Below are 18,508 nucleotides of genomic sequence, written 5' to 3' on the forward strand. Positions count from 1 at the left end.
ATTAAGTCATTAACACCGCTCTATATTGATCAATGTTTTTTAAGGCTTCGCCTGTTCCGCGCACTACTGCTCTTAACGGATCGTCTGCAATATGAATTGGAAGTTTAGTTTTCAAGGCCAAACGTCTATCCAAACCTTTAAGCATTGCTCCACCACCTGTTAAGTGAATCCCACGATCATAAATATCGGCAGAAAGTTCTGGTGGTGAAATTTCAAGGGCTTTCAATACAGCTTCCTCAATTTTAGAAACAGACTTATCTAGCGCGAAAGCGATTTCAGAATATGAAATTTTAATCACCTTAGGAATTCCTGTCATTAAATCACGACCTCGGATTTCGTAATCGTCTGGTGCATCGTCTAACTCTGTTAAGGCTGACCCAATGGCGATTTTCACCTTTTCTGCAGATCGCTCTCCAATCAAAAGGTTGTGCTGTCTTCTCATGTAGTCGAGAATATCTTTGGTAAAGGTATCTCCTGCTACTCTGATGGATTGGTCGCAAACAATTCCTGAAAGGGCAATTACCGCAATTTCGGTTGTACCCCCTCCAATATCTACAATCATTGAGCCCATTGGCTCGTCAATCTTTATTCCTGTACCAATGGCCGCAGCAATTGGTTCGTAAATCATGTATACCTCTTTGGCGTTCGCATGTTCGGCCGAATCTCGAACAGCCCTTTTTTCTACTTCGGTAATTCCAGAAGGGATACAAATCACCATTCGGTGCGATGATGGCATAAAGCTTCTTCGCTTTAAGTCAATCATTTTGATCATTCCTTTGATCATCAGTTCGGCAGCTTCGAAATCGGCAATTACACCGTCTTTCAAAGGGCGAATGGTTTTGATGTTTTCATGCGTTTTTTCGTGCATGTTCATTGCATCTCTACCTATGGCCAACACCTTGTTGGTATTTCTATCGATAGCAATAATAGACGGTTCGTCTACAACGATTTTATCTTTATGTATGATCAGGGTATTTGCTGTACCCAAGTCAATTGCAATATCACTTGTCAGAAAGTCGAAAAAGCCCATATTCAGTCTTGTCTCCTATATTTTATATCCTTGAAAGTTACGAATTACTCGCAATTATCTAAGGGTTGAAAAATTCTTTTAATGTTTAAAATGGCGAGTACCTGTAAACACCATCGCCATGCTGTTTTTGTCGCAATAATCAATTGAAAGATCGTCCTTAATTGATCCACCCGGTTGAATTACAGCAACAATTCCTTCACCCTTTGCAATTTCTACGCAATCAGGGAATGGAAAGAAAGCATCTGAAGCCATTACGGCTCCATTCAAATCAAAACCGAAAGTCTTGGCCTTTTCTATAGCTTGTTTCAAAGCATCTACCCTAGAGGTTTGGCCTACTCCACTAGAAAGCATTTGTCCGTCTTTTGCTAAAATAATAGTGTTAGACTTAGTGTGCTTACAGATTTTACTAGCAAAAGCTAATGCCAAATTCTCAGCTTCTGTAGTAGCTTTTTTAGTTACTTGCTTAAAATCAGAAATTTGATCGGTTACTAAATCTCTATCCTGAACAATAACACCGTTTAATAAACTCTTGAACTGTTTTGTAGTGTTTAATGGCTGCTTTTTCACCAATAATATTCTGTTCTTCTTGCCTTTCAGCAATTCCAAAGCATCGGCATCGAACGCTGGAGCAATCAAAACTTCAAAGAAAAGCGAATTCAACTCTTCGGCAGCAGCCAAGTCAATTGGTTGGTTGCTTACTAGTACACCTCCAAAAGCACTCACCGTATCAGCTGCGAAAGCTTTTAAGTAAGCCTCTTTAACAGTGTCGCCAATTGCAACGCCACAGGCATTGGTATGTTTTAAAATAGCGAAAGCCTTTTCATCTTCTGAAAACTCCTCAATCAAACTTACAGCAGCATCTACATCTACCAAGTTATTGTAGGAAAGTTCTTTTCCGTTTAGTTTTTCAAAAAGTTCATCAAGCGGACCAAAGAACTGCCCTTTTTGATGTGGGTTTTCTCCATAGCGCAATGTCTGACCTTCTGTTTCACTTACTTTAAATCTTTCAAGGGCTTCATCTTGATTAAAGTAGTTGAAAATAGCTGTATCATAATGAGACGAAACATCAAAGGCCTGCGCAGCAAATGCTTTTCTATCAGAAAGGTCCGTACTCCCCTTTTTATCTTCAAGTAGCTTTTCTAAAGTGGGGTATTGGTTTCTTGACGAAACTATTACTACATCTTTAAAATTTTTGGCAGCCGCTCTTATCAATGAAATTCCGCCAATATCTATCTTCTCAATAATATCTTGCTCTGGTGCTCCTGAAGCTACAGTAGCTTCGAAAGGATATAAATCAACGATCACCAAATCAATTGAAGGGATTTCGAATTCTTTCGCTTGATCTAAATCTCCAGCATTATCTCTCCTGTGTAAAATTCCACCAAATACCTTAGGATGAAGCGTTTTTACTCGGCCACCGAAAATTGACGGATAACTCGTAAGATCTTCAACAGCGGTAACCGGAACACCTAATTCTTCGATGAAAGTTTGCGTACCCCCTGTAGAGTAAATTTGAACACCTAAAGCCCCTAATTTCTTAACAATTGGAGCTAGGTTGTCTTTATGAAAAACAGAAATTAATGCAGATTGGATTTTAACCTTTGACATGTAGGTTGGCTTTTAATTAAGTCGCAAAACTAGGCATTTTAGAACTTATTAAGAACTAGATTCTCAATCACTTTTGCATAATTTTCATGTTCCAGCACTTGAACCTTTCTCGCAATTTCATCAGGCGAGTCGTTTGGTTCGATACGACATGAAAACTGAGCTAAAATGGAACCTTCGTCATAATGTTCATTTACCAAATGTATGGTAATACCCGTTTCTGATTCTCCAGCTGCTTTCACAGCTTCATGCACATGCATTCCATACATGCCTTTACCACCAAATTTTGGCAATAAGGCGGGATGAATATTTACAATTTTATTTGGAAAAGCCTCTACCAAATAGGTTGGAATCAACCACATAAAACCCGCTAAAGCAATAGCATCAACCTTGAACTTCTTTAGAGTATGCAGCACTGATTGAGTATTGTAAAATTGCTCTCGCGAAAAATTGAAAGTAGGAATATCAAAATTCTTCGCCCTTTCAAGAACCCCAGCTTCTGTCTTATTACACAAAAGCAAAACAACTTCTACTTTATCATGATTTTCAAAATATTCGAAAATTTTTTGGGCATTAGTACCACTGCCTGAGGCAAAAATTGCAATTCGATTTTTGTTCATATCCAAACCATACTGATTACTCCCAACAGCATAATAACTTTACAAAATGTGCTGAGTTTACCGTAATCCTTGATCTTATCAGCCTTTAAAAGCTCAAAGATGAGGAAAATCATAATAACTGAAAGTGTGATGGGGAAAACAATATTTATGGAACTCATCAGAACGAATACCACCGTGCAAAAGATCAAAACAATTCCATAAATAATCTGCTTAGTTTTGGCTATTCCTAAAACAATTGGAAGGGTTTTACAGCCAAATTTTTCATCTCCTTTCAAGTCTTCCATATCCTTAATAATCTCTCGAATAAGTGTTATGAATCCCGCAAAAATGGCGTAGCATAAAACCAAATATTCTCGCTCTTGAAAATACTGACCAACTAAAAATAGTGTAGTGCCTGTAAGAATAGCAATGGTGAAATTTCCTATAAAGGGCAGCCTCTTTAACTGATTTGAGTAAAGCCAAAGAAGAAAAGCTGCAATAAAATTAATAGTACCAATGGTTGGTGAAATATAGAACCCAATACCAATTCCTATAAAGTTAAAAGCAGTATGTGCAATAATTATCCATCTTCTTTTCAAGGCTCTGCCAACTATCACTCTATCAGGCCTATTGACATAATCTATTTTAACATCATAATAATCATTAATCAGGTATCCAGCACTAGTGATAATTACCGTGGAAAGAACAAGCAAAAAAAATTTTTGATCATTTAACAGATGCCAACTAAGCCCCTCATGTAATAAAAAAATAGCAGTAAAATACTGAGTAAGCCCCACGATAATGAGGTTCAAACCTCTCACCATTTTGAGGTATTTAAATACAGAAAAGTGGTTTGACATCATAGAAATGAGTATTCAACCCTATTACGTGATAAAGGTAAGCTTGTTCGCTTAGCTTCAATATTAAAATCATCTGAAATTAATGAAAGCTAGCTCAAATCACCGCAGTCTCAAATTGGGAAACGATTTCCAAAATGGAGATAAATTCCTTTGAATTATTATTGTTTTATAATAAAAAAACCAACATTTTTGTTCTATCAGCAAGAAGTAAATTCTTGGCACTGTTTTGTTAAGTATAAATAGTTGAGGTTTTGCCTTGGCTCTACAATACCTAACAGATAGCAAGATTTTATATGCTGTGTTCACCTAAACATGTCGCTTCAATGCCAAAACTGCTCAAGGTATTCCTTGTTTTATGTTTGATCGTGTGCTCAAACCAAAAACTTTTTGGTCAGACAGCAATTACTGCATACAGTACAACTACCGTAAATCCGGCAAATACTTCATATACGGCTACTGCTCCTAGCGATGCAAGCAACAACATCAATGCTTCAACTTCTTACACAGTTAATTATGGAACTGGTAACGACTTTATATTAAATGGTTATACCATAGGCGGTTCTTCTTACAATAACTTTTTACAACCTGACACATTAATCATCCAAAGAACTGACGGGGGGCGTTTTGTAAACATTTGGTACACTCTTAATAACCTTACCGCAAATACTGTTAGTCTTGATGGTCTAGAAGTAGACGATGCTGATGCAATCTATCAAACTGGAAGTTTGATTACTGGTTACGACAATATTTTGGTAAATACAGATGACGAAGCGAGCGGTAGTATTCAAGCACAAATCGAACGGGTAGATGTAATTTGGTATACTGGAATTGTAACCTGCGAGCCAAATAATGCTGTTTTTCCTGTTATTGAACGAGGAGGAAATGACGAAATAAAGATTGCCGCCATTACAGCCCTAGATGGTAATGGTAACCCTTCTGCTTATAGTAATATGGTTAATATTGAGGATTCGGACTGGCCTGGTACGGGAAATAGCTTTAATAACTACCTTATTTTAAGAAGGCAAACCGTAGGGCAAAACCCATTACCACTTATAAACATCGGTACATTTGCTGGGCAATCAGCTCAAACCATTCAGGGGGTTGGAGTTTCTTTTACAGAGCTTGGTATTTCGGCCAACCAAGTAGTATATGGCTATTCAATCTTTGCATTCGACACCAATGCTACCGACCATACTTTAACCGACATTAATACATTCCCAACCAATACAACTGCACTAAACTCAGGTTTGGATTTAGTAGCTGGGGTTTCGGCAGCAGTATCTTCTGATGATTGCTTAACACCAGCCGTTGGTCCAGGGGGTTATAAAGCAGCGCTTACCACCTGGTTGAAAGCCAATGTAGGTGTTACAACCGCAACAGATGGCAGTACTTTATCTGACTGGCAAGACCAATGGGTAGGCGATAATGATGCTACTTCAAGCACTGGAACAGTGGTGTATAGAAGTACTTCAAGCAGTATTAATTTTAACCCTACAGCAGATTTTGGCAACGGAAACAATAGCCTCGATATAGCAAATAATGCCGGTTTCAACACCGCCACTTCTTACACTAGAAAGGGAATTAACCTTGCGTTCCGAACTAGCACAAGTGACATAAATACAAGACAAGTTTTATATGAGCAAGGCGGAAATTCACGAGGAATCAACATATATATCCGAAATGGTTTTCTACACCTTACAGCTTGGAACGTACCAAATGATGGAGCCGGTTCTCCATGGAACAACAGTGGAAACGTAACCACGGTAAGCACCGCAATAACTACAAACACTGAATACATTGTTACCTTAGAAGAAAACGGAAACTCTTCAGGAACAGGAACTATTACTGGATATTTAAACGGACAGAGCTTTGGATCGTTTGGAAATGTTGGTCTACTTTATCAACATACCGGAGGAATCCAGCTTGGTGGTGCTGATGGTAATATGAGATTTGATGATGGCTCCAATAACAGCGGAAACTCGTTTTATGGGGAAATTTCGGAACTCATTTACTGTAACGAACCAGGCGCATTTCCGCTTACACAACGCAATAGGATAGAAAGTTACCTAGCGATCAAATACGGCATTACCCTCGATCAATCTACGCCTCTTAATTATGTAAACTCTGAGGGTACTGTTATTTTCAATACCACCTCAGCTGCGTCTATTGGTGGATTTTTAGAATACAATAAAGACATTGCAGGTATAGGAAGAGACGATAATTCTGCCTTTGAACAGGTTAAATCAAGAAGCGAGAACAATAACTCTGTGGTAACAGTAGACAACGGAGGAAGCATAACCTCTAATAATTCTTGGTTTATTTGGGGAAATGATGGTGGGGCTGATACTGACACAGAAACTACAGATGTTCCACCACTAATTTCGCAACGTGTGGAACGTGTTTGGCGCGTTGGGGAAACCGGAGAAACGGGTAACAACTCTATTTCTTTTGACCTTGATGAACTTACTATTTCTGGCAGCCCAGCGGCCGCTGATTACAGTCTGTTAGTAGCAGGTAATAGTTCCAATGGAGACTTTTCTTCTGGTTCGGTAATAACAGGAGGTGTTATTTCTGGTAATACTATAACCTTTAGTAATGTCAACCTTTCTAATGGACAATACTTTACACTGGGCACTGGATTTATAGACTGTGCTCCTGGCGAAGTAAGCTCAAACTTAACTCTATGGCTTAAAGCGGATGTTGGACCAAGCTCAACTACAAATGGAGGCAATGTAAGCACTTGGTTCGATCAGGCAGGTAGTAATAACGCCACAGCCGCCTCTGGCGATGAACCTAATTATGAGAGTAATTCTATCAACTTTAACCCCGCACTTAATTTTGATGCCGCTAATACCGAAGAAATTTCCGGAAGTGCTGGTTTTAATTCAAGTGCCTACTACATCGTACTAAATACTGATCAGACTTATAATAACTCATCTCCACAAGAAACAATCGTAGAATTTGCGGTACCTGCCACTGCAACAAACCAGTTTGGGAGTCTACTTTTTGGTAGCGTAACTTCAGCTATAACCAATGAAGTATTCTCTCATTCTATTGGGGGTACTGGTACACGTTGGAGAAGAGGTACAGACTTTGCCACGTTTGGAGGGATTAATAGTAATCAGACCATGATGTTTGGGGTAAAAAACAATGCTACCAATAACAACACAGAAATATTTGTGAATGGCAGAAATCAAGTAAACCTACAAAGTGGAACATTCTTAACCTCTACCAACGTGGCTTATAGAATAGGTGGTAACCTAGACGCTAACACTTTTACTAATGATACTTTTGATGGACAAATAGCCGAAGTTATATCCTTTTCGGCTCGCCCTTCAGATGCAGAACATAACCGAATTCAATCATATTTAGCCATTAAATATGGCATCACGCTAAGCCAGAATACAGCTCAAAACTACGTAAATTCATCTGGAACCACTGTTTGGAATGCGACTACAAACAGCACATATAATAGAGACATTGCTGGAATTGGCCGAGATGATGGCTCATGTTTACAGCAAAAGCAATCTAAGAGCCAAAACTCTGGTTCAATAGTTACCATCGGAAATGGTGGGATTTTTACAGACAATGCTTCTAATCCAAATAGTTTCACTGCCGATGACTCTTTCTTGATATGGGGAAATGATGGAGATAATGCCGATCAAGCCAACGCGAATACTGTAGATGTTCCTGGTAACGTAACGGAAAGAATAGAACGTATTTGGAGAGTAGATGAGTCAGGAACAGTTGGAAATACATCTGTTTCTTTCGACCTGACAGGTTTAGGCTATTCATCTAATGCCTCAGATTTTCAATTAATTGTATCTTCATCTTCAACAATGGCCAGTGGTTCAACCATTTCTGGAGGTACATTTAACGGCAATGTGATTACATTTAATAATGTAAATTTTGCCGATGGAGATTACTTTACGCTGGGAACAGCAAGAGAAACATGTGGGCCTGGTGGAGTAACAACCGACCTAGCATTATGGTTAAGGGCTGATGACGGCACCGGCACAACCACAAATAACACTGACCTTAATACTTGGACAGACCAAAGCCCAATCGGTAGAAATGCCAATGAAATCAACTTGGGCGGAGGTGCACCGGTAGAGCCAAAATACCAAACCAACCAAATCAACTTTAACCCAGCAATTAATTTTAGCGACCCTAACTCAACCAACGCTTCCTTTATGGAAACTTCTGGTGGAAACAACGTGTCGGAAGATTTTACATTAATAGCAGTATTTGAAACTGGTCAAACAGGCGGTTCAACTTCTAACTTTGAAGATGCCCCAGCTATTATTGGAGGCGGTGATTCTGGTGGGTCGGCAGATTACGGGTTAGGAATTTCTGGTGGCAGGGTACATATGAATGCCGCCAATAACTCTACATTGAACGTGAGGAGTGCATCTGGCCCAGTATATAACAACTTTGAACCATTCATTGCTACTGGTACCCGTAGAAGATTAACCTCGGCAGGATCTATTCAGCTATATATTAACTCTGCAAATGTTGGCTCAGGAACCTCTACCAACACTTCGCTTACCGGTCCTGGTTCTTTCGGAATAGGAAACCACGATGACTCAAACGTAGCTTCGCAGTTTAGCGGTAGAATTGCTGAAGTACTGGTTTTCTCAGATGATCTTACAGAAAATGAAAGGCAAAGAGTTGAATCTTATTTGGCTGTTAAATACGGTATTACAAGAAACGCTGGTGGTACTACTACTGAAGACTATTTGTCGTCTGCGGGTACTATCACATGGGACTGGTCTGAACAGACCGTTTACAATAACGATATTGCTGGTATAGGCCGCGATGACGACTCATGTTTCCAACAATGGAAGTCAAAAAGTGAAAATGATGATGCTATTGTTACTATGGAAATGGCGGGATCATTTACTACCGACAACTCATTCCTAATTTGGGGAAATGATAATGTAGCGAAAACTGGAACTAGAGAAGAAGGCAATACAGAATACAACTCTTCTCAGGTAAGTGGCCGACTATTCAGAGAATGGTATGTACAAGAAACAGGTACCGTAGGAACCGTAAATCTAACCTTCGATCTGGCCGATATTATGGGACCAAGCGGTGTTGGAACAAACAACCTAAACCAAGTAAGATTAATGGTAGATAATGATGGAGACTTTACTTCTGGAGTAACCTTAGTGGCTCCAACATCCATCAACGCAACAGAAAAAACGGTAACTTTTGCGGTCAACCTAAATGACACTCAGTATTTCACTTTAGGCTCTTTACAAGCGGCTTCGCTACCTATTACGCTATTATCCTTTGAGGCTCAAAAAACCAATGAGGATTATGTTAGATTAGATTGGAGTACCGCAGACGAAACCAATAACGCTTACTTTACCATTGAAAGAAGCACTAACGGTGAAGACTTTGAAGGCATTAGTACACTCGTAGGTGCAGGCAACAGCCAGGATGTGAACAATTATTTCTACATAGACAAAGCACCTAAATCAGGTAACAACTTCTATCGCTTAAAACAAACCGATTTCAATGGAATGTCTACGGTTTCTGAAATCAAAAGAGTGTTTGTAGAAAAAACGACCTTAGTACAAACCTTTAATGTATTCCCGAATCCGGTAAATCGAGGAGATTTGATTACCATAGAATACGGTGTTGAGGTAGAAAGCGAAGTACTTGTACAGCTAATTTCAGCATCGGGCGTGCTTATCAATAGTCAATCTACCATACTGAATCCTGAAACTGGAAGCATTACTCTGGAAACCTCAGGGCTGAGCAAAGGCTTGCACATGATTACACTAACCGATAAAGCTACTAAAGAGCGACAAACCTTTAAAGTAATCGTTCACTAGTATATACTGAGGAGAATATTAGGCCATTCATTAAAGTGAAATTTTCACTTCTTGAATGGCCTATTTTTTTGAACTTATGGTCAAAGTTCACAAGTGATCTTGACTCTAATTTTGCTGTAATTTTGAAAAACTTAAACATAAGCCACAGCAATAACTGGTGGCCAAATCGATCAGTATTCTGAAAGTCTGAACAAATCCATATTCCATCGTTATTGAGTTGCTTAGAAAGCTGAACGATTACTTCATCTAACCTAACCTCGGAAAAGACATCGAGAAAGAAGTTGGTGATGATCACATCATATTCTCTATCTGCAGGGAGCGCACTTTCTTCCCCATGAATAAAGTCTACTGATTCACTGAACTCACAGTTCTTCTTCGATAAGGAAATCATCCTCTCAGAGGCTTCTACATAAGTAAGTTTCCCTTTAAAACCCGTGTTGAACAGTTCGTTGATAATCCATCCTGTGCCTCCGCCCATGATTAATACATTAGCATTATCGGGAATCACGGGTAGGAAATGAGTCTGAGTCTGCTTTAGCTTTTTCCCAAAAACAACTTTAGCCAAGCCGTCATATACTGGGGCGATAAGGTTGAAGTTGTTTTTCACAGTAAAAGATAAATCAAAGGGAAAAAGAAGATGCCATCTCCCACCAATCTGTAACGGTCATTTCGCTGAAAAAAATTAGGGAGCATTAAGAGCATCGCCAAAACCAAAGTCATCATAAACAATATATACTCTGAACTTAACCAACGAGCACCTGTCATCACAGGGTTGAGGTAAACCATTCCGCAAACGATTAATAACAGATTAAACACCAGAGTAACAGCAGTCATTTTTCTAACAAACGGCTTTCCATAAAGCGTCACGATAGATTGATTATTGTCATTTCGGTCACTCTCATATTCAAACAACGGAAATACAAGTAGATTGGTAAGCACAATGAGAAAGAACACCACAAAAACATAGAATACGAAAATATCCCATTGTTCCAATAAACTGAGAGGTGCAACGAATATTCCAAAGCTGTAGATTATGGCGGCTAAAAATTCCTTATGCCATGTCTTGCTGAGCTTAAGTAGATGCAGGGAGCCAATGTAAATCGCAACCAACAGTGCTAAAATCAACCCTAGCTTAGTAGTAACCCAAGGCAAATAATATAGATTAAACGCTCCTACTAGAAAAACCATGAACGCAACAGAGGCAATTGGCCTAAAGTATTTCTGGTGGAAAGCATGACGTTGATTGGTTGAATATCCAATGCTTTTCTTGGCATCAAAAAGATGGTCTACAGTATAAATAAGCCAAATCGCCACTCCCAGACCGATGAGCATCGAGTTTTCGAGGGTAACACCAAATAATCTGGCTACATACAAGCTACAAATTATAGCCCCTGTCGTAACGTCAAGACTAAGGTTCTGAATAAGGATCAAAAGCTTTCTCATAGCGATGGATCAAATGTATGGAAATTCACGAGCCTACAGCAAACAAAAAAGCCCTCTGATTTCTCAAAAGGGCTTTCTCTACTTATTACAATTGAATTTCTAGTTGTCGGCAGCTAAAGCTTCTGCTCCACCTACAATCTCTAGGATTTCTTTGGTAATGGCAGCCTGACGTGTTCTGTTGTACATCAATTTCAGTTCTTTGAGTAAATCACCAGCGTTATCGGTTGCTTTGCCCATGGCCGTCATTCGAGCACCATGCTCCGAAGCATTAGACTCCAATATTGCTTTGTAAAACTGAATTTTCAACGATTTCGGAATCAAGTCTTCAATGATAAAATCCTTTGAAGGCTCGAAGATATAATCCGTTCCAGTTGCGGTTGTTTCGCCTTCTTGTTCTACCTGAACAATAGGCAGTAACTGTTCGCTTCTTACAACCTGAGTGGCTACGTTCTTGAACTCGTTATATACCAATATTACTTTGTCGTATTTACCCTCAACATAACCGTTCATAGCGTATTCTGCTGCCTCACGAGCCGTTTCAAAGCTCAGTTTCGAGAACATATCCCAATAAGCAGTCACGTTAGTGAATTTCTGCTTTTTAGACATATCGAACGCTTTTTTACCAATAGGCATTACGTGAATAGTTGCACCCTCATGGGCTTTTACTACTACATTTAATGCTTTGTTGATATTTGAGTTGAACGCTCCACAAAGTCCTCTATCAGAGGTTACTGGCACAATAAGTACATTTTTTACTTCACGCTCTTGGGCGTAAGTGGTCATAGACTCATCGCTGTTACCAGCAGATACATTGGCAAGAATAGCCGATAACTTCTCAGAATAAGGTCTCAACTGAATGATCTTATCCTGAGCTCTTCTCAACTTTGCAGCAGCCACCATTTTCATGGCCCTGGTTATCTGCTGGGTAGAAGATACCGACTTAATTCTTTCCTTTACTTCCTTTAAATTCGCCATCTATTACGATTTAGGCTTAATGAAATTAATACCTACTTGCTAAATCTTTAACCGTCTTCTCGATTGCTGAAGTAGCAGCTTCGTCAAGCTTACCTGCTTTTAGTAAATCAAGCGCTGCTCTTTCAGAAGTTCTCATGATTGTTAAGAACTCCTTCTCAAACTCTCTAACTTTCTCAACTGGCACTCTATCTAAAAGTCCTTTAGTAGAAGCATAAATGATTGCTACTTGCTCTTCAACAGGTACTGGAGAAAATTGAGGTTGTTTCAAAATCTCTTGGTTTCTTCTACCTCTATCAATTGTAAGTTTAGTAGATGTATCCAAATCAGAACCAAATTTTGCAAAAGCTTCTAATTCACGGAACTGAGCTTGGTCAAGCTTTAAAGTACCAGAAACCTTCTTCATTGATTTGATCTGAGCGTTACCTCCTACTCTTGATACTGAGATACCTACGTTAATTGCAGGACGCACACCAGAGTTGAAAAGGTTAGTTTCCAAGAAAATCTGTCCGTCTGTAATTGAAATTACGTTGGTTGGAATATAAGCAGAAACGTCACCCGCTTGTGTTTCGATGATTGGAAGGGCTGTTAAAGAACCACCACCTTTCACTTTTCCTTGTAATGAAGGAGGAAGGTCGTTCATTGCAGCAGCAATGTCATCGTTATCGTTCACTTTTGCAGCTCTTTCCAAAAGCCTAGAGTGCAAATAGAATACATCACCTGGGTAAGCTTCACGCCCTGGAGGTCTTCTTAAAAGAAGAGAAACTTCACGGTAAGCTACTGCTTGCTTAGAAAGGTCATCATAAATTACTAGCGCTGGTCTTCCGGTATCTCTGAAATACTCACCAATAGCAGCACCCGCCATTGGCGAGAAGAACTGCATTGGAGCAGGATCAGAAGCAGAAGCCATAACTACAACAGTGTAATCCATTGCACCACCTTTTTCAAGGGCTGCCACTACACCTGCTACAGTAGATGCCTTTTGACCTACGGCAACGTAGATACAAAATACAGGCTCTCCTTTTTCGTAGAATTCTCTTTGGTTAAGAATAGTATCGATAACTACAGCAGTTTTACCTGTCTGACGGTCACCAATTACCAATTCTCTCTGTCCTCTTCCAATCGGAATCATAGCATCAATTGCTTTGATACCTGTTTGAAGAGGTTCAGTTACTGGCTGTCTGTAAATTACCCCAGGAGCTTTTCTCTCCAATGGCATTTCAAACGTTTCGCCAGAAATAGGTCCTTTACCATCAATTGGGTTACCAAGGGTATCGACCACACGGCCAACCATTCCTTCACCTACATTGATAGATGCGATTTTACCTGTTCTTTTAACGGTATCGCCTTCTTTGATTTCAGCTGATTCACCAAGTAATACAGCACCTACATTGTCCTCTTCAAGGTTCAATACTAGGGCTTTCAGTCCGTTTTCAAATTCAAGAAGCTCTCCCGATTGCGCCTTAGATAGGCCATAGATTCTGGCTACACCATCACCTACTTGCAATACGGTACCTACTTCTTCTAATTCAGCTTCTGATTTAAAGTTTGAGAGTTGCTCTCTTAAAATTGCTGAAACCTCATCAGGTCTTACATCTGCCATTTTATGATACAGTTATGTGTTAATTATTTAAAACTCCTTTACATAAGGGTTTTGACTAAATTTCAATTTTAAGGCCTTAAGCCTTGAGTTAATGGAGTCGTCTATTTGACGGTCGCCCACTTTTAGAATAAAACCTCCGATTAAGTTTTCATCAATTTTTTCGGTAAGTTCTACTTCCTTTCCAGATATTTTCTTCACTACAGCCTTAAACTCATTACGGAGTTCATTATCAATAGGGAAAGTAGTAGTAACCGTAGCTTCTTCTATCCCTGTTTTGGCATTATACTGGTGATGAAATTCTGTAGCTATTGCCGATAAATAGGCTTCTCTCTGTTTCTTTACTAGAATTCTAAAGATTGCCAATGTGAGGTCATTTACTTTACCAGTAAATACCTGATTCAATACCGCCAATTTCTTGTCGTGTGCTACTACTGGGTTTTTCAGAAACAACTGAAAATCTCTATTCTCTGAAATAACTTCAGAGAAAAGTAGCATGTCTTTGTTCACTTCTTCCAACTTACCTTGTTCACTGGCTAATTCTAGCAGTGATTTGGCATATCGGGAAGCAATTCTGAATTCTGACATTTATACCTATTAGTTAAGGTTCAAATCTTTTACGAAACCATCAATCAGCTCTTTCTGAGCTTTTTGATCCTCCAACTGCTTTCTAAGCAGCTTTTCGGTAATTTCTAATGAAAGCACAGCTACCTTATTCTTCACATCGGTAAGAGCGGCTTTCTTTTCAATTTCGATTGCTGCTTTGGCATCTTCAATCATTCTTGCAGTAATTTTAGAAGTTTCCTCCTTAGCGCTTTCTTTGATTGAAGTAGCAGTAGCGATGGCCTCTTTTAAGATGCTGTCTCTTTCTACTCTTGCCTCTGCCAATAGTTTTTCATTATCGGCCTGTAAAGCTTGCATTTCGTTTTTTGCCTGCTCGGCAGAAAGCAATGCACTTTCAATACTGTCTTCTCTTTCTTTTAGGGCACCTAAAATTGGTTTCCAAGCAAATTTACCCAGAACAAACAATAAGATTAAGAAACCTATTGCTTGGTAAACAATTAAGCCAACACCCGGAGATAATAAGTTAGCAGCAATCATAATTTATATTTTAAAATCTGTGTTCAAATCAAATAAAAGGAGTGGCCTAACGCCACTCCGATTAGTTTTTTTATAATTTCTCAACAATACCTGGGTTAGTAGCAATCAAAAGACAAACTACCACACCAAATAGAGAAACTACCTCGATCAAAGCAGCGATGATCAACATTGCTGTTTGAATTTTTCCCGCAGCTTCTGGTTGTCTTGCAATACCTTCCATTGCCTGACCACCGATTCTACCGATGCCTATGGCCGCGCCTATCGCAACGATCCCTGCACCAATACCTGCTCCCATAAGAGCATAACCTGCAGTAAGTAAAATTGTAGTTAACATAATTCGTGTTTTATAAAATTAAACAAATAAGTTTCTTAGTGATGTTCGTGTTCTGCTACCGCTGCGCCAATATACATAGCAGAGAAAAGCGTAAACACATAGGCCTGAATAGTCGCTACCAACAATTCAATCATATTAATAAAGATTACCATTATTGTACTGGCCACACCTACCGCATGAGACTGGAAGATAAATACCAAAGCAATCAAACTTAAGATTACAATGTGACCTGCCGTAATGGCTACAAACAAACGAACCATTAGAGAGAAAGGCTTTGTAAAAAGGCCTACAAACTCTACTGGAACCATAATTAATAATAATGGTTTTGGAACACCAGGTGTTGCAAACACGTGTTTCCAGTAATCTTTATTACCATTGATATTCGTGAAAACGAAAGTAAACATTGCCAAAACAAAAGTTACAGCAATATTTCCTGTTAGGTTAGAAGCTCCTGGCAACAACCCTAAAAGGTTTCCAAACCAAATAAAGAAGAAAAGCGTGAGCAAATAAGGCATAAACTTTTCGTACTTCTTACCAATGTTTGGTTTTGCAATTTCGTCTCTTATATATATTATAATAGGTTCTAGAAATGAAGCCACTCCTTTTGGAGCTGTTCTAGGGTTCTTCTTATAATGGCGGGCGGCACTTAACACAATGACTGATAAAACAATCATTATAAGAATAAGCATGGCCGTATTTTTTGTAATCGAGAAGTCCATGGCGTGTCTGCCCTCATCTAAAGCAGCAATGTGGCCATCTTCACTTATCTCATAACCGTTATATGCTATTTTTTCGTGGGCTTCATTATAGAAGTGATGTGATGAGAAAACTTCTATACCTCTATCTTCAGAATAAAGAATTACTGGTAGGTAAATTGTACCATAATCTCCATCAAAGAAGTGCCAAGTATAATCATCCACTACGTGATGAAGGATAAAGTCTGTTGCTCCTTCTTTATCATCTCCACCCGAAGATGCTTTTGCACTAGAAAGTGCAGGAACTAAGAGTAGGAATAACGCTAAAAAACTAATTAAAAGCGCTTTGCTTGGTACTACTGATTTTTTTTCGAACATTACTTATTCAGCCTTCTTTGAAATCGCGCGCAAGTTAGACACTAAGCCCATGATTTCAAACACCATGTAAAACAAATAGACAACAAAAAGATTAATTACAAAGAGAAGTCGATCCTCCATTCCCAAATAAAGCACAATAGCGATATATGCTATTGTAAATAATAACCTTATTACCATCACACCCATAAAAACTCCCTTCCAAACATTCTGGTCGGTATTTTTAATAAAGAATAAGGTTCCAATACTCAATACAAAGCTTAAAACGGTTATAAAAACGTATAATCCGTAGGCCTTTTCGTGAATTAAACCACTGGTAACAGGTACTTTATCTAGAACGAAAATAAGCAAAAACACGACCCCGGAAAATACCAAAAGCCTGAGCGTCTGCGTCTTAATCGAATTCATCGCGCAAAGGTAGCGAATTATGTTGATTTCAGTCAGACTTTATTTGTCTATAAAATTGATAGAAAGCCCCAAAGGCTCCTAGGAGGAATAAAATGATAAAAAAAATAGGTTTACCCTCGAAATACCTGTGATCTATTTTGTAACCTAGCCAAGCGCAAAGGCCTATGGTTAAAAACATCTGTAAGCCTAACTGTGAATACTTGAGGTAAATATTCACTGGCTTTTTTTCGAAAGGTGATTTCTTAGGCTTCATAAATAAAGTAAGAAATAGAAAAAAGAAGTTACCTACGCTCTTTTTATGGCGGCTTCTCTGGTTTGGCTTGCTGGCTTACCTATTTCAATTTCTTTTGCCAAGTGTCCCATTTTACAGCCTCCGTTAAAAGTTGCGCCTGGCTCTACCACCAATTTATTGGTAAGTATATCACCTTTAATTACTGCAGAAGGTTTTAAGATTAGCAGTTCAGAAATTTCAATATTACCGTTAATGGTTCCTGCAATTTCAGCTGTTCTAGCCGTTACATTGCCATCTACTGTGGCGTCTGTACCCATTACCAGTTTGGCTTTTGCTTTGGCGTGGCCAAATATTTTGCCTTCAATTCTGATATTACCGACCGACTCGATACTACCTTCGAGCACGGTGTCTTTACCAATTATATTACTGGTATTGCTTTGTTCTTCGGTAGTCCTAGTATCTTTCTTTGATTCCTTAGATGTGAACATTTTACTATATACTGTTGAGTTGAGTGCGCCTAAAATACGATGAAATCTTCAGGATTCACAGCGCTTCCGTTATACCAAAGTTCGAAATGCAGGTGTGGCCCATTGGTTAACTCTCCTGTATTGCCAATTATTGCCAAAATTTCGCCTGCACTAATGAAGTTTCCCACTTCTTTGGTCAGTGCAGAATTATGTTTATAAACTGAAATTAAATTCTCTTTGTGTTGAACGGCTATTACATTCCCGGCATCTTGCGTCCATGAGGCAAAAATTACCGTGCCATCGGCAATACATTTAACAGGTTCATCCTTTTTCGAAACCACATCAATTCCAAAATGCTCGTTTTTAGGATCGAAAGGCTGCGAAACGTAACCACTAATGGGCGAAAACAAATAGGTTTGCCTTAACTCCATGTTATCGATGTTTCGGCCTAATAAGAAATCTCCTCCTGTTTCGAATTCAGATTTAAAAAGTGAGTCTATTTCTTGAGAGTTGGGATTTCTTGAAAGCTCCACTTGCCCAGCCTCAGTCTCGGCCAATTCTTCTTCTCCAGTTCCTTCATCGCCTTCTAATACTCGCTTGATGCTCTGAATAAAAAGGTCTCTATTTTCTAATTCTGTGGCTAACGAATCCAGAGAAAGGCTCATCGTTACTAAATCCTTTCTGGTTTCTCTTTCGGCATGGGTAGGGTCAAACCATTGTGCTAAAACTGTATTTACCAAATAAAAGCTGATAACGAATATCAAGACAAATGCTAGGAAGCTAAAAAAGATAATTCTCGCGTAAGTAAAATTATATGTTGCTTTATGAGAGAAATCCTCTTCATTCTGAATGATCAGAATGTGCCTGTTATTCAACCAGTTCGAGAGTGTTTTTTTAATTTTAGCCACCGTTATTTTCTAAGGACAACAAAATTATAGATTAAT

17 protein-coding genes are annotated in these 18,508 nt (G+C 39.0%); 1 reads left to right on the top strand and 16 read right to left on the bottom strand.

Translation table 11 applies throughout. The features are described from left to right. Window position 1 precedes the first annotated feature (1 nt). The 4 genes from AWW67_RS07370 to AWW67_RS07385 form a co-directional block, all read right to left on the bottom strand. Entirely contained in the window at window positions 2-1,030 is a 1,029-nt protein-coding gene (locus AWW67_RS07370) for a rod shape-determining protein (protein ID WP_053222308.1), read from the bottom strand. Window positions 1,031-1,108: 78 nt separating this feature from the next. Further along, the gene (purH, locus tag AWW67_RS07375; RefSeq protein ID WP_062300891.1) at window positions 1,109-2,638 is read right to left on the bottom strand and encodes a bifunctional phosphoribosylaminoimidazolecarboxamide formyltransferase/IMP cyclohydrolase; all 1,530 of its coding nucleotides are present in this window, start codon (window positions 2,636-2,638) and stop codon (window positions 1,109-1,111) included. Window positions 2,639-2,676: 38 nt separating this feature from the next. Beyond that, window positions 2,677-3,255, bottom strand: a complete 579-nt coding sequence (gene purN / locus AWW67_RS07380; RefSeq protein ID WP_062300892.1) for a phosphoribosylglycinamide formyltransferase — start codon at window positions 3,253-3,255, stop codon at window positions 2,677-2,679. Next, window positions 3,252-4,097, bottom strand: coding sequence for a geranylgeranylglycerol-phosphate geranylgeranyltransferase (locus AWW67_RS07385; protein WP_311316222.1), 846 nt, complete (start codon window positions 4,095-4,097; stop codon window positions 3,252-3,254). Before AWW67_RS07385 ends, purN begins: the two co-directional genes overlap by 4 nt. A gap of 320 nt (window positions 4,098-4,417) precedes the next feature. On the opposite strand from AWW67_RS07385, the gene AWW67_RS07390 reads away from it, so the two are divergent. Next, entirely contained in the window at window positions 4,418-9,937 is a 5,520-nt protein-coding gene (locus tag AWW67_RS07390) for a DUF8202 domain-containing protein (RefSeq protein ID WP_062300893.1), read from the top strand. Here the strand turns inward: AWW67_RS07390 and AWW67_RS07395 are convergent. From AWW67_RS07395 to AWW67_RS07450, 12 genes are all read right to left on the bottom strand, one after another. Continuing rightward, window positions 9,918-10,544 (bottom strand): class I SAM-dependent methyltransferase, encoded by a 627-nt coding sequence (locus tag AWW67_RS07395; protein WP_062300894.1) that lies wholly within the window; start codon window positions 10,542-10,544, stop codon window positions 9,918-9,920. The genes AWW67_RS07390 and AWW67_RS07395 overlap by 20 nt on opposite strands. Further along, the gene (locus tag AWW67_RS07400; protein WP_062300895.1) at window positions 10,541-11,380 is read right to left on the bottom strand and encodes a hypothetical protein; all 840 of its coding nucleotides are present in this window, start codon (window positions 11,378-11,380) and stop codon (window positions 10,541-10,543) included. Before AWW67_RS07400 ends, AWW67_RS07395 begins: the two co-directional genes overlap by 4 nt. 99 nt (window positions 11,381-11,479) lie before the next feature. Continuing rightward, window positions 11,480-12,355, bottom strand: coding sequence for an ATP synthase F1 subunit gamma (gene atpG, locus AWW67_RS07405; protein ID WP_062300896.1), 876 nt, complete (start codon window positions 12,353-12,355; stop codon window positions 11,480-11,482). A 25-nt stretch (window positions 12,356-12,380) separates the two neighbouring features. Continuing rightward, complete coding sequence (gene atpA / locus AWW67_RS07410; RefSeq protein ID WP_062300897.1) at window positions 12,381-13,955, bottom strand: F0F1 ATP synthase subunit alpha; 1,575 nt, start codon at window positions 13,953-13,955, stop codon at window positions 12,381-12,383. Between the two features lie 27 nt (window positions 13,956-13,982). Then, window positions 13,983-14,540, bottom strand: a complete 558-nt coding sequence (gene atpH, locus AWW67_RS07415; protein WP_053222326.1) for an ATP synthase F1 subunit delta — start codon at window positions 14,538-14,540, stop codon at window positions 13,983-13,985. Between the two features lie 9 nt (window positions 14,541-14,549). Beyond that, on the bottom strand, window positions 14,550-15,053 hold the full coding sequence (gene atpF, locus AWW67_RS07420) for a F0F1 ATP synthase subunit B (RefSeq protein ID WP_053222327.1): 504 nt from the start codon (window positions 15,051-15,053) through the stop codon (window positions 14,550-14,552). A 70-nt stretch (window positions 15,054-15,123) separates the two neighbouring features. Next, window positions 15,124-15,387 carry an ATP synthase F0 subunit C gene (gene atpE / locus AWW67_RS07425; protein WP_053222328.1) on the bottom strand — a complete coding sequence of 88 codons (264 nt, stop codon included), beginning with the start codon at window positions 15,385-15,387 and terminating at the stop codon, window positions 15,124-15,126. A gap of 35 nt (window positions 15,388-15,422) precedes the next feature. After that, window positions 15,423-16,460: a F0F1 ATP synthase subunit A gene (gene atpB, locus AWW67_RS07430; protein WP_053222329.1), complete on the bottom strand. Its 1,038-nt coding sequence runs from the start codon at window positions 16,458-16,460 to the stop codon at window positions 15,423-15,425. A gap of 3 nt (window positions 16,461-16,463) precedes the next feature. Continuing rightward, a complete protein-coding gene (locus AWW67_RS07435) occupies window positions 16,464-16,865 on the bottom strand; it encodes a hypothetical protein (RefSeq protein ID WP_053222330.1) in 402 nt (133 codons plus the stop codon). A 28-nt stretch (window positions 16,866-16,893) separates the two neighbouring features. After that, window positions 16,894-17,118 (bottom strand): AtpZ/AtpI family protein, encoded by a 225-nt coding sequence (locus tag AWW67_RS19270; RefSeq protein WP_053222331.1) that lies wholly within the window; start codon window positions 17,116-17,118, stop codon window positions 16,894-16,896. Between the two features lie 32 nt (window positions 17,119-17,150). Further along, entirely contained in the window at window positions 17,151-17,585 is a 435-nt protein-coding gene (locus AWW67_RS07445) for a bactofilin family protein (protein WP_053222332.1), read from the bottom strand. Window positions 17,586-17,614: 29 nt separating this feature from the next. Next, entirely contained in the window at window positions 17,615-18,472 is an 858-nt protein-coding gene (locus tag AWW67_RS07450) for a M23 family metallopeptidase (protein WP_260311360.1), read from the bottom strand. Window positions 18,473-18,508 lie beyond the last annotated feature (36 nt).

The organism is Roseivirga seohaensis (genome assembly GCF_001592945.1).
Taxonomy (GTDB): domain Bacteria; phylum Bacteroidota; class Bacteroidia; order Cytophagales; family Cyclobacteriaceae; genus Roseivirga; species Roseivirga seohaensis.

What these genes read in the sequence shown, in the direction of transcription:
- AWW67_RS07400 (WP_062300895.1), bottom strand. Translation starts at nt 11,380, where the DNA reads ATGAGAAAGCTTTTGATCCTTATTCAGAACCTTAGTCTTGACGTTACG.
- AWW67_RS07370 (WP_053222308.1), bottom strand. Translation starts at nt 1,030, where the DNA reads ATGGGCTTTTTCGACTTTCTGACAAGTGATATTGCAATTGACTTGGGT.
- atpA (WP_062300897.1), bottom strand. Translation starts at nt 13,955, where the DNA reads ATGGCAGATGTAAGACCTGATGAGGTTTCAGCAATTTTAAGAGAGCAA.
- AWW67_RS07390 (WP_062300893.1), top strand. Translation starts at nt 4,418, where the DNA reads ATGCCAAAACTGCTCAAGGTATTCCTTGTTTTATGTTTGATCGTGTGC.
- purH (WP_062300891.1), bottom strand. Translation starts at nt 2,638, where the DNA reads ATGTCAAAGGTTAAAATCCAATCTGCATTAATTTCTGTTTTTCATAAA.
- atpB (WP_053222329.1), bottom strand. Translation starts at nt 16,460, where the DNA reads ATGTTCGAAAAAAAATCAGTAGTACCAAGCAAAGCGCTTTTAATTAGT.
- atpF (WP_053222327.1), bottom strand. Translation starts at nt 15,053, where the DNA reads ATGATTGCTGCTAACTTATTATCTCCGGGTGTTGGCTTAATTGTTTAC.
- AWW67_RS07385 (WP_311316222.1), bottom strand. Translation starts at nt 4,097, where the DNA reads ATGATGTCAAACCACTTTTCTGTATTTAAATACCTCAAAATGGTGAGA.
- atpH (WP_053222326.1), bottom strand. Translation starts at nt 14,540, where the DNA reads ATGTCAGAATTCAGAATTGCTTCCCGATATGCCAAATCACTGCTAGAA.
- AWW67_RS19270 (WP_053222331.1), bottom strand. Translation starts at nt 17,118, where the DNA reads ATGAAGCCTAAGAAATCACCTTTCGAAAAAAAGCCAGTGAATATTTAC.
- AWW67_RS07435 (WP_053222330.1), bottom strand. Translation starts at nt 16,865, where the DNA reads ATGAATTCGATTAAGACGCAGACGCTCAGGCTTTTGGTATTTTCCGGG.
- atpG (WP_062300896.1), bottom strand. Translation starts at nt 12,355, where the DNA reads ATGGCGAATTTAAAGGAAGTAAAGGAAAGAATTAAGTCGGTATCTTCT.
- purN (WP_062300892.1), bottom strand. Translation starts at nt 3,255, where the DNA reads ATGAACAAAAATCGAATTGCAATTTTTGCCTCAGGCAGTGGTACTAAT.
- AWW67_RS07445 (WP_053222332.1), bottom strand. Translation starts at nt 17,585, where the DNA reads ATGTTCACATCTAAGGAATCAAAGAAAGATACTAGGACTACCGAAGAA.
- atpE (WP_053222328.1), bottom strand. Translation starts at nt 15,387, where the DNA reads ATGTTAACTACAATTTTACTTACTGCAGGTTATGCTCTTATGGGAGCA.